Source organism: Salipaludibacillus keqinensis, from assembly GCF_003226325.1.
Taxonomy (GTDB): domain Bacteria; phylum Bacillota; class Bacilli; order Bacillales; family Salisediminibacteriaceae; genus Salipaludibacillus; species Salipaludibacillus keqinensis.
The window spans coordinates 1412749-1428333 of record NZ_PDOD01000001.1 but is presented as its reverse complement, the minus strand read 5'-3'; the positions used below and the strand labels follow the sequence as shown (position 1 = coordinate 1428333).

General features: G+C 39.2%; 17 protein-coding genes. 15 read left to right on the top strand and 2 right to left on the bottom strand.

What is annotated here, in order from left to right:
• Nucleotides 1–225: 225 nt before the first annotated feature.
• Entirely contained in the window at nt 226–1650 is a 1425-nt protein-coding gene (gene selA, locus CR194_RS07125) for an L-seryl-tRNA(Sec) selenium transferase (protein WP_110608906.1), read from the top strand.
• A gap of 9 nt (nt 1651–1659) precedes the next feature.
• Here selA and CR194_RS07120 read toward each other — a convergent pair whose 3' ends face one another.
• Nucleotides 1660–1800, bottom strand: coding sequence for a small acid-soluble spore protein P (locus CR194_RS07120; protein WP_110608905.1), 141 nt, complete (start codon nt 1798–1800; stop codon nt 1660–1662).
• A gap of 101 nt (nt 1801–1901) precedes the next feature.
• On the opposite strand from CR194_RS07120, the gene CR194_RS07115 reads away from it, so the two are divergent.
• The 6 genes from CR194_RS07115 (at nt 1902) to CR194_RS07090 (ending at nt 7057) form a co-directional block, all read left to right on the top strand.
• Nucleotides 1902–2156, top strand: a complete 255-nt coding sequence (locus CR194_RS07115) for a hypothetical protein (RefSeq protein ID WP_110608904.1) — start codon at nt 1902–1904, stop codon at nt 2154–2156.
• 230 nt (nt 2157–2386) lie between these two features.
• The gene (gene acnA, locus CR194_RS07110) at nt 2387–5119 is read left to right on the top strand and encodes an aconitate hydratase AcnA (RefSeq protein ID WP_110608903.1); all 2733 of its coding nucleotides are present in this window, start codon (nt 2387–2389) and stop codon (nt 5117–5119) included.
• A 183-nt stretch (nt 5120–5302) separates the two neighbouring features.
• On the top strand, nt 5303–6016 hold the full coding sequence (locus CR194_RS07105) for a DUF421 domain-containing protein (protein ID WP_110608902.1): 714 nt from the start codon (nt 5303–5305) through the stop codon (nt 6014–6016).
• Nucleotides 6017–6089: 73 nt separating this feature from the next.
• The gene (locus CR194_RS07100) at nt 6090–6227 is read left to right on the top strand and encodes an FbpB family small basic protein (RefSeq protein WP_110608901.1); all 138 of its coding nucleotides are present in this window, start codon (nt 6090–6092) and stop codon (nt 6225–6227) included.
• 26 nt (nt 6228–6253) lie between these two features.
• On the top strand, nt 6254–6397 hold the full coding sequence (locus CR194_RS07095; RefSeq protein ID WP_110608900.1) for an acid-soluble spore protein N: 144 nt from the start codon (nt 6254–6256) through the stop codon (nt 6395–6397).
• Nucleotides 6398–6574: 177 nt separating this feature from the next.
• A complete protein-coding gene (locus CR194_RS07090) occupies nt 6575–7057 on the top strand; it encodes a VanZ family protein (RefSeq protein ID WP_233254253.1) in 483 nt (160 codons plus the stop codon).
• Between the two features lie 50 nt (nt 7058–7107).
• On the opposite strand, the gene CR194_RS07085 is transcribed toward CR194_RS07090, so the two are convergent.
• Nucleotides 7108–7773, bottom strand: a complete 666-nt coding sequence (locus CR194_RS07085) for a TVP38/TMEM64 family protein (RefSeq protein WP_110608899.1) — start codon at nt 7771–7773, stop codon at nt 7108–7110.
• A 199-nt stretch (nt 7774–7972) separates the two neighbouring features.
• Between CR194_RS07085 and CR194_RS07080 the strand changes: the two genes are divergently transcribed.
• From CR194_RS07080 to CR194_RS07045, 8 genes are all read left to right on the top strand, one after another.
• Entirely contained in the window at nt 7973–8923 is a 951-nt protein-coding gene (locus CR194_RS07080; protein WP_110608898.1) for a DMT family transporter, read from the top strand.
• Nucleotides 8898–11240, top strand: a complete 2343-nt coding sequence (locus CR194_RS07075; RefSeq protein WP_233254252.1) for an AAA family ATPase — start codon at nt 8898–8900, stop codon at nt 11238–11240. Before CR194_RS07080 ends, CR194_RS07075 begins: the two co-directional genes overlap by 26 nt.
• Entirely contained in the window at nt 11241–11678 is a 438-nt protein-coding gene (locus CR194_RS07070; protein WP_110608897.1) for an acyl-CoA thioesterase, read from the top strand.
• A 65-nt stretch (nt 11679–11743) separates the two neighbouring features.
• Complete coding sequence (gene tlp, locus CR194_RS07065; RefSeq protein ID WP_110608896.1) at nt 11744–11971, top strand: small acid-soluble spore protein Tlp; 228 nt, start codon at nt 11744–11746, stop codon at nt 11969–11971.
• 186 nt (nt 11972–12157) lie between these two features.
• On the top strand, nt 12158–12481 hold the full coding sequence (locus CR194_RS07060) for a hypothetical protein (RefSeq protein WP_110608895.1): 324 nt from the start codon (nt 12158–12160) through the stop codon (nt 12479–12481).
• A gap of 32 nt (nt 12482–12513) precedes the next feature.
• Nucleotides 12514–13344, top strand: coding sequence for an ammonia-dependent NAD(+) synthetase (gene nadE / locus CR194_RS07055; protein ID WP_110608894.1), 831 nt, complete (start codon nt 12514–12516; stop codon nt 13342–13344).
• Between the two features lie 4 nt (nt 13345–13348).
• Nucleotides 13349–14215 carry a PHP domain-containing protein gene (locus CR194_RS07050; RefSeq protein ID WP_110609006.1) on the top strand — a complete coding sequence of 289 codons (867 nt, stop codon included), beginning with the start codon at nt 13349–13351 and terminating at the stop codon, nt 14213–14215.
• Nucleotides 14216–14360: 145 nt separating this feature from the next.
• Nucleotides 14361–15575 (top strand): EAL-associated domain-containing protein, encoded by a 1215-nt coding sequence (locus CR194_RS07045; protein WP_110608893.1) that lies wholly within the window; start codon nt 14361–14363, stop codon nt 15573–15575.
• The last annotated feature ends 10 nt before the right edge of the window (nt 15576–15585 follow it).

Below are 15585 nucleotides of genomic sequence, written 5' to 3'. Positions count from 1 at the left end.
TGTTTATCTTTTGTTAACACCTCATTACTTTCGTTTAGTTACATTCCTTGCCGATGCTGTTGCTTTCATACGTTATTCAAGCGAACCACCCCTCAAGGTACATATAAACGAAACCTTCAAAAACATTCACTCGTTTGAAGAAGGTCATTGACCTGTCTTCAGTAAATAGAATAACCAGATTAAGTAACGTTTATAATAGGTAATTATAGGAAAGTGAGGCTGCTTATGAGCTTATTAAAAAAATTGCCACCTGTTCATGAAGTGCTAGACTCAGAAGAATTGTCCATAATCCATCGCACATATGGTGTTCCGAAATCGCTATTAAAAGAATGGACTAATGAAGAGTTAGGTCAACTTCGCCAACAATTATTGAACGAAGAAAGTACATCTTTTCGGTCTTGGTCTCGAGAAGAATATACGTCATTTATTCATAAGCAACTTCAACTTCGAGCGAAGAAGTACCATCCTTACATACTCAGAAGAGTCATTAACGGTACTGGTACGGTTTTACATACAAACTTAGGGAGAGCTCGCCTGAGTGAGAGAGCGATGAATCAAGTCATACAATCGTCGAAATACTACTCAAATTTAGAATACAACATCAGTTCGGGAGGTCGCGGTTCTCGGCACAGCATTATTGAAGATCTTCTCATAAAAGCTACGGGTGCCGAAGCTGCCATGGTGGTAAATAATAATGCTGCAGCGGTTTACTTGATATTACGTGCATTGACAAAAGGCTCGGAAGTTGTTGTTTCAAGAGGAGAATTAGTGGAAATAGGTGGCTCTTTCCGTGTTTCTTCCATAATGGAAGAAAGTGACGCCACTCTCGTTGAAGTAGGCACTACGAATAAAACTCACCCTTATGATTACGAGCATGCCATTACAGACGAGACAAAAATGTTTATGAAAGTCCATACGAGTAATTTCAAAACCATCGGGTTTACTGAAGAAGTGTCTGTTAAAAAACTAAAAGAAATTGCCCGTGAAAACAAGGATCAGGCCCCGATTATCGTTTATGAAGATTTAGGAAGCGGATCGCTTTTTCCTTATATGAACGAAGGCATCGGTGATGAACCGATGGTTAAACAATCGATGTTGAACGGGGCAGATTTGATTTCTTTTAGTGGTGACAAACTTCTAGGTGGACCTCAGGCTGGAATTATCGCAGGTAGCAAAGAACTCATCACTAAGCTGAAAAAACATCAGTTAGCACGTGTCTTGCGTGTTGATAAAATGACGTTAGCAGCTCTTGAAACGACACTGTTTGATTATGTCTATGACCGTGACGCCATGAAAGACATTCCTGCGATCCGCGATATCATGAAAACACAGCAGGAGATTTCCACTCAACTGGACCAATTTATCACTCGTATCCAAAAAAAATACGATACCCTTTCGTTTTCAAAAGAAAAAGACGTTTCGAAAGTAGGCGGAGGAACCATGCCCACAGAAGAGCTACCTACATGGGGATTCACTGTGGAGAAACAAAGGACGTCGGCTAATGATGTGGAGGCTTTCCTAAGAAAGGGAAAGATTCCTTTGATCGGAAGAATTAAAGAAGACAGGGTTTTTATTGACTTTCGAACGATCACTGAGGAAGAGATGGTGATCATGGAAACACTTCTAGCAGACTTAGATAGACATAAGTAAAGAGAGGGATTATCCCTCTCCATTTGTCTGTGACACGTGGTTTTTCTTCTTTGTTTTGTGAGATCCTTTCATTGGTGCCGGTTGACCAGGTTGTTCTCCTTCAGATTTAGGGTTTGACCGTCGCTGGCTTTTGAACGTGTTTTTCTCCAAGACATAAACCTCCTTTATGGTTTTTCATTCTTTTAGCATACTCTGATCATGAAAATCCATACTATAAATGATCGCCATGAAAATAAAGGGGGAATGCATCTATGCCTTATGAGAAAAACAAACGGCAAGCGTTTGAACACGCCCAACAAGCATATACACAATTAGAAGAAGCCGTGACTCAACTGGATCCTTATTCGCCGGAATTCGGGCACCAAGTCAAATTGGCTGAACAGGAAATAAATGAAGCAACCCAAATCATTAACAAAGCTTATTCCGTTGCTTCAGAGCATCAAAAAAGGCAGCTTGATCAATATGCTCAAGAATTGGAACAGTTTAAATTTGAACTTAAGAATTGACTGTATAAATTGTCGATCCAGCTTCGTTTAAGAAGCTGGATTTTTTTGTTAATATCCATGAGGGTTCAGAGAGTTGCTAAGCGTAATGAAAGCAAAGTGAGCGTTTTCATATACAGGTATGAGGGGAAAGTGTTATAGTGTTATAGTGAAAATGTGACAAATTTTCGAAAAAAGGTTTTAGACAATTAAGAAAATGTATTATATGATAGTACTTGAAGGAGGGAATACATATGACAAAAGAAAATCAAGCATTGTATAACTCAAAGAAAACCTTTGATGTGAATGGAGAAACGTATCATTATTATGACCTAAAGGCGATTGAAGACGCCGGACTTGGAACCGTTACCAACCTTCCTTATTCAATAAGGGTCCTTTTAGAGTCTTTACTAAGACAATATGATGGTAAAGTCATAAAAGAAGAACACGTGGAGAATCTGGCTAGATTTGGTACAGATAAAGTAAAAACGATTGACGTACCTTTTAAGCCTTCTCGTGTTATTTTGCAAGACTTCACTGGTGTTCCTGCCGTCGTTGACCTTGCCTCTTTACGTAAAGCAATGGCAGACATGAATGGTGATCCAAAAGAAATTAATCCAGCGATTCCAGTGGATCTCGTTGTAGACCACTCTGTCCAAGTAGACGCTTTCGGGGGAGCCAATTCCCTCATGCGTAATATGGAATTGGAATTTGAACGGAATGAAGAGCGTTATAAGTTCTTAAACTGGGCTCAAAAATCCCTTGATAACTATAGAGCAGTGCCACCTGCTACCGGTATTGTTCACCAAGTGAACTTGGAATACTTAGCAAATGTGGTTCAAGAAGCGAAAAACGAACAAGGTGAGAAAGTGGCCTATCCTGACTCATTAGTTGGAACGGATTCCCACACAACGATGATCAATGGCTTAGGTGTTCTAGGCTGGGGTGTTGGTGGAATTGAAGCCGAAGCTGGCATGCTGAAGCAACCATCTTACTTCCCTGTTCCTGAAGTTGTAGGTGTGAAGTTACAAGGGGCTATGCCTGAAGGCGCTACTGCAACTGACTTAGCTTTGAAAGTGACGCAAATTCTTCGTCAACAAAGTGTTGTTGGGAAGTTCGTAGAATTCTTCGGTCCTGGACTGGCTGACATGACATTAGCTGATCGCGCAACTATCTCCAACATGGCACCTGAATACGGGGCAACTGTTGGTTTCTTCCCTGTTGACGATGAAACATTAAATTATTTACGTTTCACTGGTCGAAGTGAAGAGTTGGTTCAGCTTGTTGAGAAATATACGAAGGCAAATGGAATGTTCTATACTCCTGGTGAGGGAACTGATCCTGAATTTACGAGAGTTGTAGAGGTTAATTTATCTGAGATTGAGCCGAATTTATCTGGTCCTAAGCGTCCACAAGATTTAATTCCATTGTCTCAAATGAAACAAGAGTGGCAAAAAGCATTAACTGCACCTGTTGGAAACCAAGGTTTTGGCTTATCTCCAGAAGAAATTGCCAAACAAACTGTGGTTAAGCATCCAAATGGTAAGAGTTCTACGCTAAAAACTGGTGCTGTAGCTATTGCTGCGATTACAAGCTGTACAAATACATCTAACCCTCACGTTATGTTAGGGGCAGGTTTATTAGCGAAGAAAGCGGTAGAAAAAGGCTTGAATGTTCCTGATTATGTTAAAACAAGCTTAGCACCAGGATCTAAAGTTGTAACAGGTTACCTAGAGAATGCAGGATTAATGTCTTACCTCGATCAACTTGGCTTCAACCTTGTCGGGTACGGCTGTACAACGTGTATCGGAAACAGTGGTCCTCTTCCAGAAGAGATTGAAAAGGGAATTGCTGATGAAGATTTAACCGTTTCTTCTGTATTAAGTGGTAACCGTAACTTCGAAGGACGTATTCACCCATTAGTGAAAGCGAACTATTTAGCATCTCCTCCGTTAGTTGTGGCTTATGCATTAGCAGGTACGGTTGATATTGATCTTTATAATGAACCACTAGGTCAAGATCAAGATGGCAACGATGTATTCTTCCAAGATATTTGGCCGTCAAATGCTGAAATTCAAGACATGATGAAGCATGCGGTAGATCCAAAGTTGTTTAAGAAGGAATACGAACGAGTATTTGATGATAACGAAGAATGGAACAAATTAGATACTCCTGAAAGTGATCTTTATACTTTCGATTCCGATTCAACATATATCCAAAATCCGCCGTTCTTTGAAGACTTATCTCCAGAGCCAGAAGATGTGAAGGAGTTAAAAGAGCTTCGAGGCGTAGCGAAGTTTGGTGACTCTGTTACTACGGACCATATTTCACCTGCAGGCTCTATTGCGAAAAATAGCCCTGCCGGAAAATATCTTATCGAAAAAGGTCTTTCGCCAGCACAATTCAACTCATACGGTTCTCGTCGAGGAAACCATGAGGTGATGATGCGTGGTACGTTTGCTAATATCCGTATTAAAAACCAACTTGCTCCTGGAACAGAAGGCGGTTATACGACGTTCTGGCCAACAGGTGAAGTCATGGCCATTTACGATGCATGTATGAAGTATAAAGAAACAGATACAGGCTTAATCGTTCTTGCAGGTAAAGATTACGGAATGGGTAGTTCTCGTGACTGGGCTGCAAAAGGAACAACGTTATTAGGAATCAAGACAGTTATTGCAGAAAGCTTCGAGCGTATTCACCGCAGTAACCTAGTTCTTATGGGCGTTCTTCCATTACAGTTCAAAGCGGGTGAAAATGCCGATTCACTAGGTCTTACAGGAAAAGAGCACTTCAATGTGAAGGTGACTAACGATATTCAACCTCGTGATCACTTAACAGTAGTGGCGACAAATCCTGAAAATGGTAAAGAAACAAGCTTTGAAGTATTAGCTCGCTTCGATAGTGAAGTAGAAATTGACTACTATCGTCACGGCGGGATCTTACCAATGGTTCTTCGTAACACATTGGCAAAAATTAAAAAGTAACTAATAAAAGGTGTCCCATTACGGGGCACCTTTTTTGTATAATCATAGGGTTGATTTGAACTTAATTCTGCTCAAAATTAAATGAATTATGCTAAATCACAATTCAGTGAATGCGGATCGTATAAATCTCTCTTATGACGATATACTAACTCGTAGCATGTTTATAAGAAGTAGGTGATGAGAGTGTTTGATTTTTGGCAAGGTGCTGAAGGTCTTTCGATTTCGGGCTTTTTAATAAGAGCAGGAATTGTCTACATATATATTTTTCTTCTGATCAAAGTGTTAGGGCAACGCTCGATGACAACAATGAATCCGATTGATTTTCTATTTGGTGTCATCATAGGTGATGTTGTGGGAGAACCGCTATCAGATGGAGAATTGCCACTTGCAGGTCCTCTTTCTGCGGCTGCTTTTATTGCTGGTATTCACTTGTTTTTATCTTATATCGCGTTAAAAACGCCTCGATTCCGCCGAATAATAGAAGATGAACCAATCATACTCATGGAGAAAGGAATCATTCTTCATAAGGAAATGTCTAAAGCCAAAGTGACGGTCGAATCGTTAATGATGGATTTAAGGTTAAATAATTCCATCGATTTAACAGAGGTTGATTATGCCGTGTTGGAGTCAAATGGACAAATTAGTGCCATCAAAAAATCAAAGTATGACTCGTTAACACCTGATGATGTAAATAAGGAAATTGCGGATAAAGGCTATCCAACAGTACTCATTCAGGACGGGCATTACATTGACGCTAATATCGAAAAAGTGAAATCAAGAAAATGGGTGGATGAACAAATTCAATTACATGGCTTTAATCATGTGAAAGAGATATTTTTGATGACTTTAGATGGGGCAGGTAAAGTTTATTTAAGTAAGAAGAATCCTTCTATGTAAAAGGCTATAGTATAAATGGTCTGACATCTGGCTGATAATGTAAATGATGATCTAAGTGGAAGGAGGAAGAGTGATGAGGAAAAGAATGAAACAGAAATACGAAGAATTATTTAAACAAAACGTTTCTACATTGATGAAAGATGAGAAGGAAATGGCCAAGATCGAGGAACGAATTGATAAGCGCCACATGGACCGGTTAGGGAATGAATAACATAAGCCGAAAAGGAGGTGTTATTTTTGGGAGGAAATCGAAATAAGTCCGAACAATATAGACCTGATCATTTAGGTACACAACCAAGAAAAAGCGATTCCAACAAAGGAAAGAAAATGAATACTAAAGGCTCTGAACAACCAGATTACGTACCTGAAAAAGGGAAATAATAGCGGGTCTTTCGTTACAAAGGAACAGGACTTTCTGTTCCTTTTTCTTGTGTTCTCAGCTTCAATTCGGTTCCTTTCTTTAAACTAACGATGGGGGCGGAGAAACTTTACTTGTCAAACCTTCAATCCCGTATGATAATGGAGCAATGGAACGTAACATTGTAAGGAGTGCACCCATTGGCCAATTATCAGAAAAAGAAGCAAACCTTTCCAACCCCATTCATTGTATTTACTTTCATCGTTTATATGTCGATGTTGTTCTATGTTACATTATTTGCATGGAATTTTGGATCATCATTCGGTCCTCATGGCCCTGGCGGAAGAAACTATAATTTAGAACCATTTTTAAGTATTTACAACATTGCTGTATATAGTGAAAATTGGGTTGCTCCATTCAGAATTTTAGGCGGAAACGTGATTTTGTTTATTCCATTTGGATTGCTTTTTCCTATCGTCGTGGAGCGTATCCGCAAATGGAAAAGGGCTACAAGTATAATATTAACAGTTATTCTTGCTATGATGCTTTCCGTGTTTATTGAAGTGAACCAATATATCTTTACATACAGGGTAGCGAATGTAGACGATGTGATTTTAAATACGTTAGGTGGACTAATCGGAGCCGTAAGTTACAGGATCTTAAGGTTTGTTAAAATTGTTTAATTAAGAAGAAAAGCATTCTCACGTCAAAACATGAGAATGCTTTTATCTATTTATTTTTCATTTTCGGTTAGAGGTTGATTGTTTATCGCTTGTTTCTCAACTTTTCTAAGCCAAAGCTTGTACCCAGAATAAACAATAGCTAGAAAGATTGTGTAAATGACAATCATATAAATCAATTCGATTGGATCAGTCACAATCGTGTGACCGACAAAGGCAAACAGTGTCATAGAAGGGATTTTTCCAAGCCCAGAACCTATGGCGTAGATGACAAACCTTACACGACTCAAAGCGGCATAGGCGTTAATGATAATGGACGGAATGACTGGAATCATCCTCATAATGGTGATGGACATAAAGGCATTTCGCTCAAATAATAAGGTGAGCTTCTTTGTTGCTGAAAACTTCAATAAAATTTTTGTGCCAAGAGTATGAAAGCCGCCATAGCGAATAAGTGAAAAGAATAAGATGGACGCCAATGTAGAGCCAACCCATATAATAACTGCTCCTAGTCCAGGTCCGTATACTGCGCCGATCACACTCCCAACTAAAGGGTATGGAATGACCGGGAACAATGACATGGTTGTGGCGATGATGATCGTCAGAAAGACATGGTCTTGTTCATTATTTTGAATCCAATGGAGTAACGACTCATGATAAAATACAAGAGCAAGTATGACGAGAGTACTTCCTAATAGAACGAGGCCTTTTCGGTACATAACAGATCTCCTTTGCATAATGACAACAGCATTATTATACACGATGATACGAGTGGTTGTCATAACAAGAGAACAAACCTATTTATTTTCAGGTTACTCTAATTTCAATGTAGATGTTATTCTATGAATGACGATAGCCATCTTCAAATAGCCAAAATAAGATATATTTCCATTAGTGGAGAAAAAGGGGAATCGATTCATGAAGCGTTTATTAATTAACAAGCCTTGGCTTGTTTATGTGATGCTTGCCCTATCAACAAGCAGTTGGGGAAGTGCATTTATAGCAGGAAGTTATGCTACGGAAGATTTAAGCCCATTAGTTGTCGCTTTTTTCAGGTTCTTTTTTGCTGCGATTTTACTCATTCCAATTATGCTTTTCATGGATAAGGGAAGTCGGAGACCACAAGGGAAAGAATGGATTCTTGTCAGTTTGCTTGGATTAACAGGCATTGCTCTTTATAATATTGCCTTTTTTATAGCTACACGTGATGCTCCGATTGTGAAGAGTTCATTGTTTATTGCTTCAAACCCTATATTAATTGTCGTTCTTTCAGGGCTTTTTCTAAAGGAAGCCATTACTAAACGGAACATTATAGGGTTAGTATTGGCATTAACAGGGGCAACGATCATTATAACGGAAGGACAGTTCCAACAAATTATTGAATCAGGATTGGCACCAATTGACTTGGTCTTATTGCTGGCTGTTGTCTGTTGGGCATTGTACAGTGTTTTAGGAAAAGTTGCCTTGCAAAAGCTGAGTTCAATCACGACTACGACCTACGCCGTAGTTATTGGAACGTTGATGCTTTTTCCGTTTGTTTTTGTGGAAACAACTATTGAGGAACTACAGCAAGCTAGTCTGTTAACGTGGGGATCCATTCTACATATGAGTTTGATTGTTTCCGTCCTTAGTTTTATCATGTATTATCAAGGAATTAAAATGATTGGTGCTGCTAGAGCGTCTATTTTCATTAATCTCATGCCGTTGTCGGCAGTTATTTTAGCTACGATCCTTCTAGGTGAAAAGTTATTACTTGTACATATTGTAGGTGCTCTATTAGTGATTAGCGGCGTAACCTACGGCACGTGGAAAGTGAGACCAAAGGAAAAACGAGGTGAAAAATATGGAACAATCTCTTCAAGGTTTTGAGCATTTAAAATCCTCTTTAATAAAATGGCAAAGGACTCCTTCCCATCAATGGAAAGAAGGAGAATTGGCTCGTCTGTTAGATTCGTTTCAACAATTTTATGATGAGGAAGATAAAGAAGTTAAGCAGTTAACTGGTGAGCTTAAAGCGATGGTTGCAGCTGCAAGATTTCTCCGGAAAAAGGAGTGGGACACTCGAGTGGATCAAGAATTGATAGAGGCATTTGAACAATCACCTTCTTCTACGTTCGTGTCTGAGTTGTTTATTCATTTAGTATTAGATTTAATGAACGAACCTTGGTTTGACGAAGAGTTACCTAAAATTAGAGAAACAGATCATAGCCAAGGGAAGCGAAAATCTATCGACCATTTATTGATGTTGTTACACAAAAGCAAAGCGTGGCACCAACAACTTTCAACGAAACAAGACAGAATGAAACAGGCATTAGAGAATCAAGTAAGCGATCAAGATGTTGAAAATGCAGCTCTTTCATTGAAATTATTGAATCAAATAGGGAATTCAATAGATGCGGTGATCGCTTCAGCTGAAGGGTATCGCGAGACGATCAGTGGCATTTATTCTTCAAAAGACAAAAAGTCTCAAATGACTGAAAAAATAAAGGAATTGCAGCAACAGATCGAAAAATGGGAAGAATGGCGTCAATCTTTAGGAGAATCGGAAAGCCATGCCCTTGATGAATTGACTTCGATGGTCGGCATTGAAGAGGTCAAAAACAAAGTGAAGACGTATTATTACTATTTAGAATATCAACGTGAACGACAGCGACAAGGATACCATTTTGCTAATGAACGCAACTTGAATATGATTTTAACCGGAAATCCCGGAACTGGGAAGACGACCATTGCTCGACTTTTAGCTAAGATTTATCATCAGCTTGGCGCCTTGCCGAGAGAAAATGTTGTCGAAGTGGATCGTTCTCATCTTGTAGGAGCCTATGTAGGTCAAACTGAAGAAAAAACAATGAATGTAATACAGGAGGCCGTTGGTGGTATTTTATTTATTGATGAAGCTTACAGTTTAAAACGTGAAGGAGCCAGTGGAACTGATTATGGACAGACGGCCATTGATACGATCGTCTCAGCTATGACGAGCGGAGAGTATGCAGGTCAATTTGCTGTAATCTTAGCAGGATATCCGGATGAAATGCGAACCTTTCTCTGGAGTAACCCCGGTTTGCGAAGTCGGTTCCCGGAAACTAATCATATCCATCTGCCTGATTTTTCAATGGAGGAACTAGTGGAAATCGCTGAGCATGTGGCGTTAGATAATGACTATTCTTTAACTGAATCTGCTTTGAAACAACTGAGAAAACAAATCGATAAAGAAAAAGTAGATGAGAACTTTGGTAATGCACGAACGGTCAAGAATTTAGTTTTAGACGCGATATTCCAACAAGGATCCAAAGCTGCTCAAGAAAAGGATTATTCGAAAGACACCTTTACCATTCTTGACGAAGAAGCCTTTTTAATGGATGATCGCGCGGAGACGGATGAAAGTCAATCGGGTGAGAATAAATTACATCAATTAATTGGTTTAGACAATGTGAAGGAAGAAGTGAGAAAACTTGCTTCCTTTGTGAAAATACAAAAAGAACGGGAGGCGAAGGGTCTTCCTATCGTACCTGTTCAACTTCATGCTGTTTTCTCCGGCCCTCCCGGCACGGGGAAAACGACCGTTGCCCATATTTACAGTCAAATTTTGCACGAATTAGACTTGCTAAAGCGGGGACATGTGGTGATTGCTGGCAGGAGTGATCTGGTCGCCGGTTACGTAGGTCAAACGGCGATCAAGACAAAGAAAATCATCCGTGAAGCTCTGGGTGGAGTTCTATTTATTGATGAAGCTTACTCGTTGATTCATCAGGGAGAACAAGATTTCGGACGAGAAGCGATTGATACGTTAGTGGAAGAAATGACAAAGCACGAAGAGAACCTTGTCGTCATTTTAGCTGGTTACTCAAGTCCAATGAGTGCATTGTTAAATAGTAATCCTGGTCTAGCTTCACGCTTTAAAAAATCCATCTCATTTGCAGATTATAAAGGATTGGAACTGGTGGAAATCCTTGAGTATTACATTGAATCATTCGGATATGAACTAGAAGATCAGGCGCGAACTTTATTAAAAGAGAAATTAAGTCAAGATCCTCCAGAAGGAAATGCAAGAGCAATGAAAGATTTAGTAGAAGACGCAATCCAAAATCAAGCTTACCGATTGATTTATGATGAGAATCATCGAGGAGCCCTTTCTAGTTTAACGTCGAAAGACTTTTCCATCATTAACGAAGAGGAGAGAAATTAAATGATTACTACAACAGTTGTCCCAGTAAGGTATGCTGAGACAGATCAAATGGGTGTCGTATATCATGCTAATTACTTAGTATGGTGTGAAATTGGTAGAACTGCGCTCATCGAAGAATTAGGTTTTCGATACGCAGATATGGAAAAACGAGGTGTCATGTCTCCAGTGACCAGTTTGCAAATGAATTACAAATACCCAGCTAAATATGGTGAATCTGTCACAATCCATACATGGATCGAATCATATAACGGCTTTCGAATTAAGTATGGTTATGAAATTCTAAATAGTGAGGAAAAACCTTGTCTAAATGGGACGAGCGAACATGTGTTAGTGAATGCTGAAACATTCAAGCCCATCAAAATAAAGAAAAACTTTCCCGAATGGCATGAGGCCTACGAAAAACACAAGAAATCAACAGACGAACCACATACAAAATAAGTGTGAATGATTTTCAAGATGACGAACAGACTATGGATGTACAATCTATGAAGGAGGAGTTCGTTATGGCTAAAAAAGACGATCGTTCAAACAATGTTGAAAGGTTACAATCAATGGTAGAGAATACCGAAGAAAATATTAGAGAAGCACAATCAACGATGGAGAATGAACATTTATCTGAACAGGATAAACAGGCGATTCAAGCGAAAAATGAAAAGCGAAACCAAAGCATTGAAGCATTTAAAAATGAAATCGCCGACGAGCAAGGAGATCGGGAAAACGGAAGAATTTAATTCTAAAGATTACCTAACCTGAATGCTACAGCATTCAGGTTTTTCTCTAGTTTTTATATAGATAAGAAACACGTGTAAAAGGGAAAAAACAGGGGAAAACATGTAACATCAGCTGACAATTGAGGGGATAAGTCTTGAATCCATCTGGATTCTATTATTAAATAGGAGTGTGAAAGGAGATTCGAGATGGCATTTGGAGTATCAAAACACGAATTATCCCTTTGGAAAAAACAAGCAAGTGAAGGCAATATCTCATTTTTAACTCATTTCTGGTATGATGCCCGTTTTCCCCAATATAAAACAGTGACGAAAGCCGCCTGTTCTAATCGAGAAACATTGGTCAGCTGGGGAAAAAATCACGGTTTAAAAGAATCGTGGATTCATGATCGGGACCCCTTTCCTCATTTCGATCTCATCGGAGAAACAGAAAAAGTAATCTTAAAAAAAGAAGGGTGCGAGGAGAAACTAATCCGTTTGGAAGAAAAATTGAATTCCAACTACACCCGTTAGTATGTAATTAACTTTGAAAGGAATGGTAAGGAATGCTTAATCTTCAACAAGATATTATTGCGACTTTAAAAGTCAAGCCATCGATTGATATTCAAGATGAAATAAGGACTAGAGTCGATTTTTTAAAGGCGTATTTAAAGAAAACGGGTTTAAAAGGATACGTTCTAGGAATTTCAGGAGGACAAGATTCCTCTTTAGCCGGTAAATTGATCCAACAAGCAATGGAAGAGCTAAACCAAGAAGAAGATACGGATCACTATACATTTATTGCTGTTCGTTTACCTCATGGTGTTCAAGCAGATGAAGATGATGCGCAAATGGCTCTTGATTTCATTAATCCGTACCAACGGGTAAGAGTGGATATTAAACCAGCTGTGGACGCCTCCTTTGACCAATTTCGAGATGGGACTGGAGAGGCCATGAGTGATTTTATTAAAGGGAACACGAAGGCGAGAGAACGAATGAAAGTCCAATATGACTTAGCGGGACACTACCAGTGTTTAGTCGTTGGTACGGACCATGCAGCTGAGGCAGTGACAGGTTTCTTTACGAAACATGGAGACGGCTCCTGTGATATTGCTCCTCTATTCGGATTAAACAAGCGACAAGGGAAGGCGATATTAAAAGACTTAGGCGCACCAGAAGCACTATATGAAAAAGCACCTACAGCCGATCTGGAAGACGACAAGCCTTTATTATCTGACGAGGAAGCATTAGGGATTACCTATGAGCACATAGATGATTATCTTGAAGGAAAAGACATCCCCGACGATGCTAAAGCTAAGTTAGAAAAACAGTATAAAATAACTGAACATAAGCGTCAGCTTCCTGTAACTCGATACGATCACTGGTGGCAATCATAATATGATGAGTGAATACACAAATCAAAAGGCAGATATTCATATGCACTCCACAGCCTCAGATGGTGGCTACAGACCGGATGTGTTAATGGAATTGTGTGCAAAAGCAGGTCTTAATATCGTTTCTTTGACGGACCATGACACTACTGCTGGTCTTGAGACGGCTCGTTTAGTTGCCGAAAAGCACGGACTGCAATTTATTGATGGAATTGAACTGTCCACCAGGACGAACGGAGTAAGCGTAGATATTCTAGGCTATGGCTTTGATATTCATAATAAAGTACTGCAGGATAACTTGGCTTTTCACCGCAATATGAGACAAGAACGAATGGACCGGATGATTGAGAAATGTCAGGAGAATCATTTAAATATCTCGATTGAACAAGTGAAAGCCGAAGTAACAGGGGAGACCTATTCTCGTCCTCACTTGGCCAAAGCGCTAATAAAACAAGGGTACGTAGAATCTGTTCATGAAGCTTTTGACAAATACTTAGGCTATGGAAAGCCTTGCTACGTGTTTAAAGAAAACGAAATGAATCCTCAAGAGGCCATTTCTTTGATTCACAAGGCGGGCGGAATAGCTGTCGTTGCTCATCCTATTTATTACGACCTAGACGATCAGATCGTTCAATGGTTTGAAGAAGAAGATTTAGACGGAATAGAAGTGTATCATCGCGATCATCAACCAGAAGATGTTGAACGGTTCTTACAACTTGCTTATCACGCAGAAAAGCGTTTAAACAGAACGGTCTTTAAAACAGGCGGATCAGATTTTCATCATGAATCGTTTGGAAGAGCAGGGGAACAGTTAGGATTAACGAAACTCCCTTATGAACAAGGATTAAGAATTTTAGATTTTGCACAGAAAGCCTGATTTCTTCAGGCTTTTTCTGTTATGTTGTCTATTGTGAAGCCTCTTTTTATCGTTTGAAGAATTTAGCTCAATCTGGCGAAGTTCAAAGACCGTGGTATAATATTAATAGACAATAGAGAAAACGTTTGAAAAAGGGGGGCTTTTGATGGACCCATTAGACATCATTGAAAATGTATCTCATGTGTTTCCACATTTTCAACCAATTATGAATTCTGAAGAGTATAAAGTGATCGGGTACGAAGTTTTAGGTCAGATAGAGATAAACGGAGAAGCTCAATCATTAGCGCCGTTTTTTTTGGATGCAAATGTTCCCGTGGATTATAAGTGGGAAGTAGATAAAGAGATTTACCATAAAGCAGTCAAGCAAGCTCTAGACGATCCAAGTCAACCAAAGCTGTTTTTTAATATCGATCCTACGACCTTAGTCCAACTGGATTGTCTCGAGGAACTAATGGAGACTTTTGAACGCTTCACAAAACAAGGTCTTAATCCGAACAGGGTTGTTTTTGAGTTTAGAGTAAATGATTATAGTGGAGATTTCAATGATTTAAGCCACATGCTTTTATACATAAAAGCTAGCGGTTACCAAGTGGCCTTGGATGATATACGAACACATGACACAAATTTAGATTTTTTCTCTAAATTGGAACCGAATATGATTAAAGTTGATTTATCTGATTTAAAGGAAGGAATGAACTTTTTCTCCTACAAAGATGTCTTAAATGCTTTAGCTACTTTCTCAAGAAAAATAGGAGCTGCACTTCATTTTAAAGGCATCCAAAGTTTTCACCAACTCCATACGGCTTGGAAACATGGCGGTAGATATTTGCAGGGGAGCTATTTACAAAATCCAGCAAGTCATTTTATTGATCCTTTTTCCTCTAAGGCCATATTGGAAGAAACGATTCATTCTTTTATTGACATGGCTCACCGCAAACTTCAGCGACAAATTGATTTTATTCGCTCAATGGATAACGATATCGCTGTGAACTTAAAAGGTAAACAATTGACTACGGAAGAATTGGTTGAAGTGATCGCCCGAGCGACCCAAGCCGTTTCTTTCAGAGTCTATATTTGTGATTTATATGGCTATCAAAAAAGCGCCAACTGGCTGAAACTCGAAAACAATCAGTGGCACCAAGACTTACAAGCTAAAGGAAAAAATTGGAGCTGGCGAACCTATTTCTTAGATCAAATTATGCAAATGAGACATAGGAAAATGGGGATGCTGTCAGATAAATACCGCGATATTGAAACCAATGATCTTATTCGAACGTATTCGTATCCTGTAGATGACCAGCAATATGTATTTATTGATTTGGATCCGGACTTTCTATATGAGAACGATTGGTTGCGATAATTTGGTATTT

Bases quoted from the DNA above. Each gene is read 5' to 3' on its own strand.
- selA (WP_110608906.1), top strand. From the start codon at position 226: ATGAGCTTATTAAAAAAATTGCCACCTGTTCATGAAGTGCTAGACTCA.
- CR194_RS07115 (WP_110608904.1), top strand. From the start codon at position 1,902: ATGCCTTATGAGAAAAACAAACGGCAAGCGTTTGAACACGCCCAACAA.
- acnA (WP_110608903.1), top strand. From the start codon at position 2,387: ATGACAAAAGAAAATCAAGCATTGTATAACTCAAAGAAAACCTTTGAT.
- CR194_RS07100 (WP_110608901.1), top strand. From the start codon at position 6,090: ATGAGGAAAAGAATGAAACAGAAATACGAAGAATTATTTAAACAAAAC.
- CR194_RS07085 (WP_110608899.1), bottom strand. From the start codon at position 7,773: ATGTACCGAAAAGGCCTCGTTCTATTAGGAAGTACTCTCGTCATACTT.
- CR194_RS07080 (WP_110608898.1), top strand. From the start codon at position 7,973: ATGAAGCGTTTATTAATTAACAAGCCTTGGCTTGTTTATGTGATGCTT.
- CR194_RS07075 (WP_233254252.1), top strand. From the start codon at position 8,898: ATGGAACAATCTCTTCAAGGTTTTGAGCATTTAAAATCCTCTTTAATA.
- CR194_RS07070 (WP_110608897.1), top strand. From the start codon at position 11,241: ATGATTACTACAACAGTTGTCCCAGTAAGGTATGCTGAGACAGATCAA.
- tlp (WP_110608896.1), top strand. From the start codon at position 11,744: ATGGCTAAAAAAGACGATCGTTCAAACAATGTTGAAAGGTTACAATCA.
- CR194_RS07060 (WP_110608895.1), top strand. From the start codon at position 12,158: ATGGCATTTGGAGTATCAAAACACGAATTATCCCTTTGGAAAAAACAA.
- nadE (WP_110608894.1), top strand. From the start codon at position 12,514: ATGCTTAATCTTCAACAAGATATTATTGCGACTTTAAAAGTCAAGCCA.
- CR194_RS07050 (WP_110609006.1), top strand. From the start codon at position 13,349: ATGAGTGAATACACAAATCAAAAGGCAGATATTCATATGCACTCCACA.
- CR194_RS07045 (WP_110608893.1), top strand. From the start codon at position 14,361: ATGGACCCATTAGACATCATTGAAAATGTATCTCATGTGTTTCCACAT.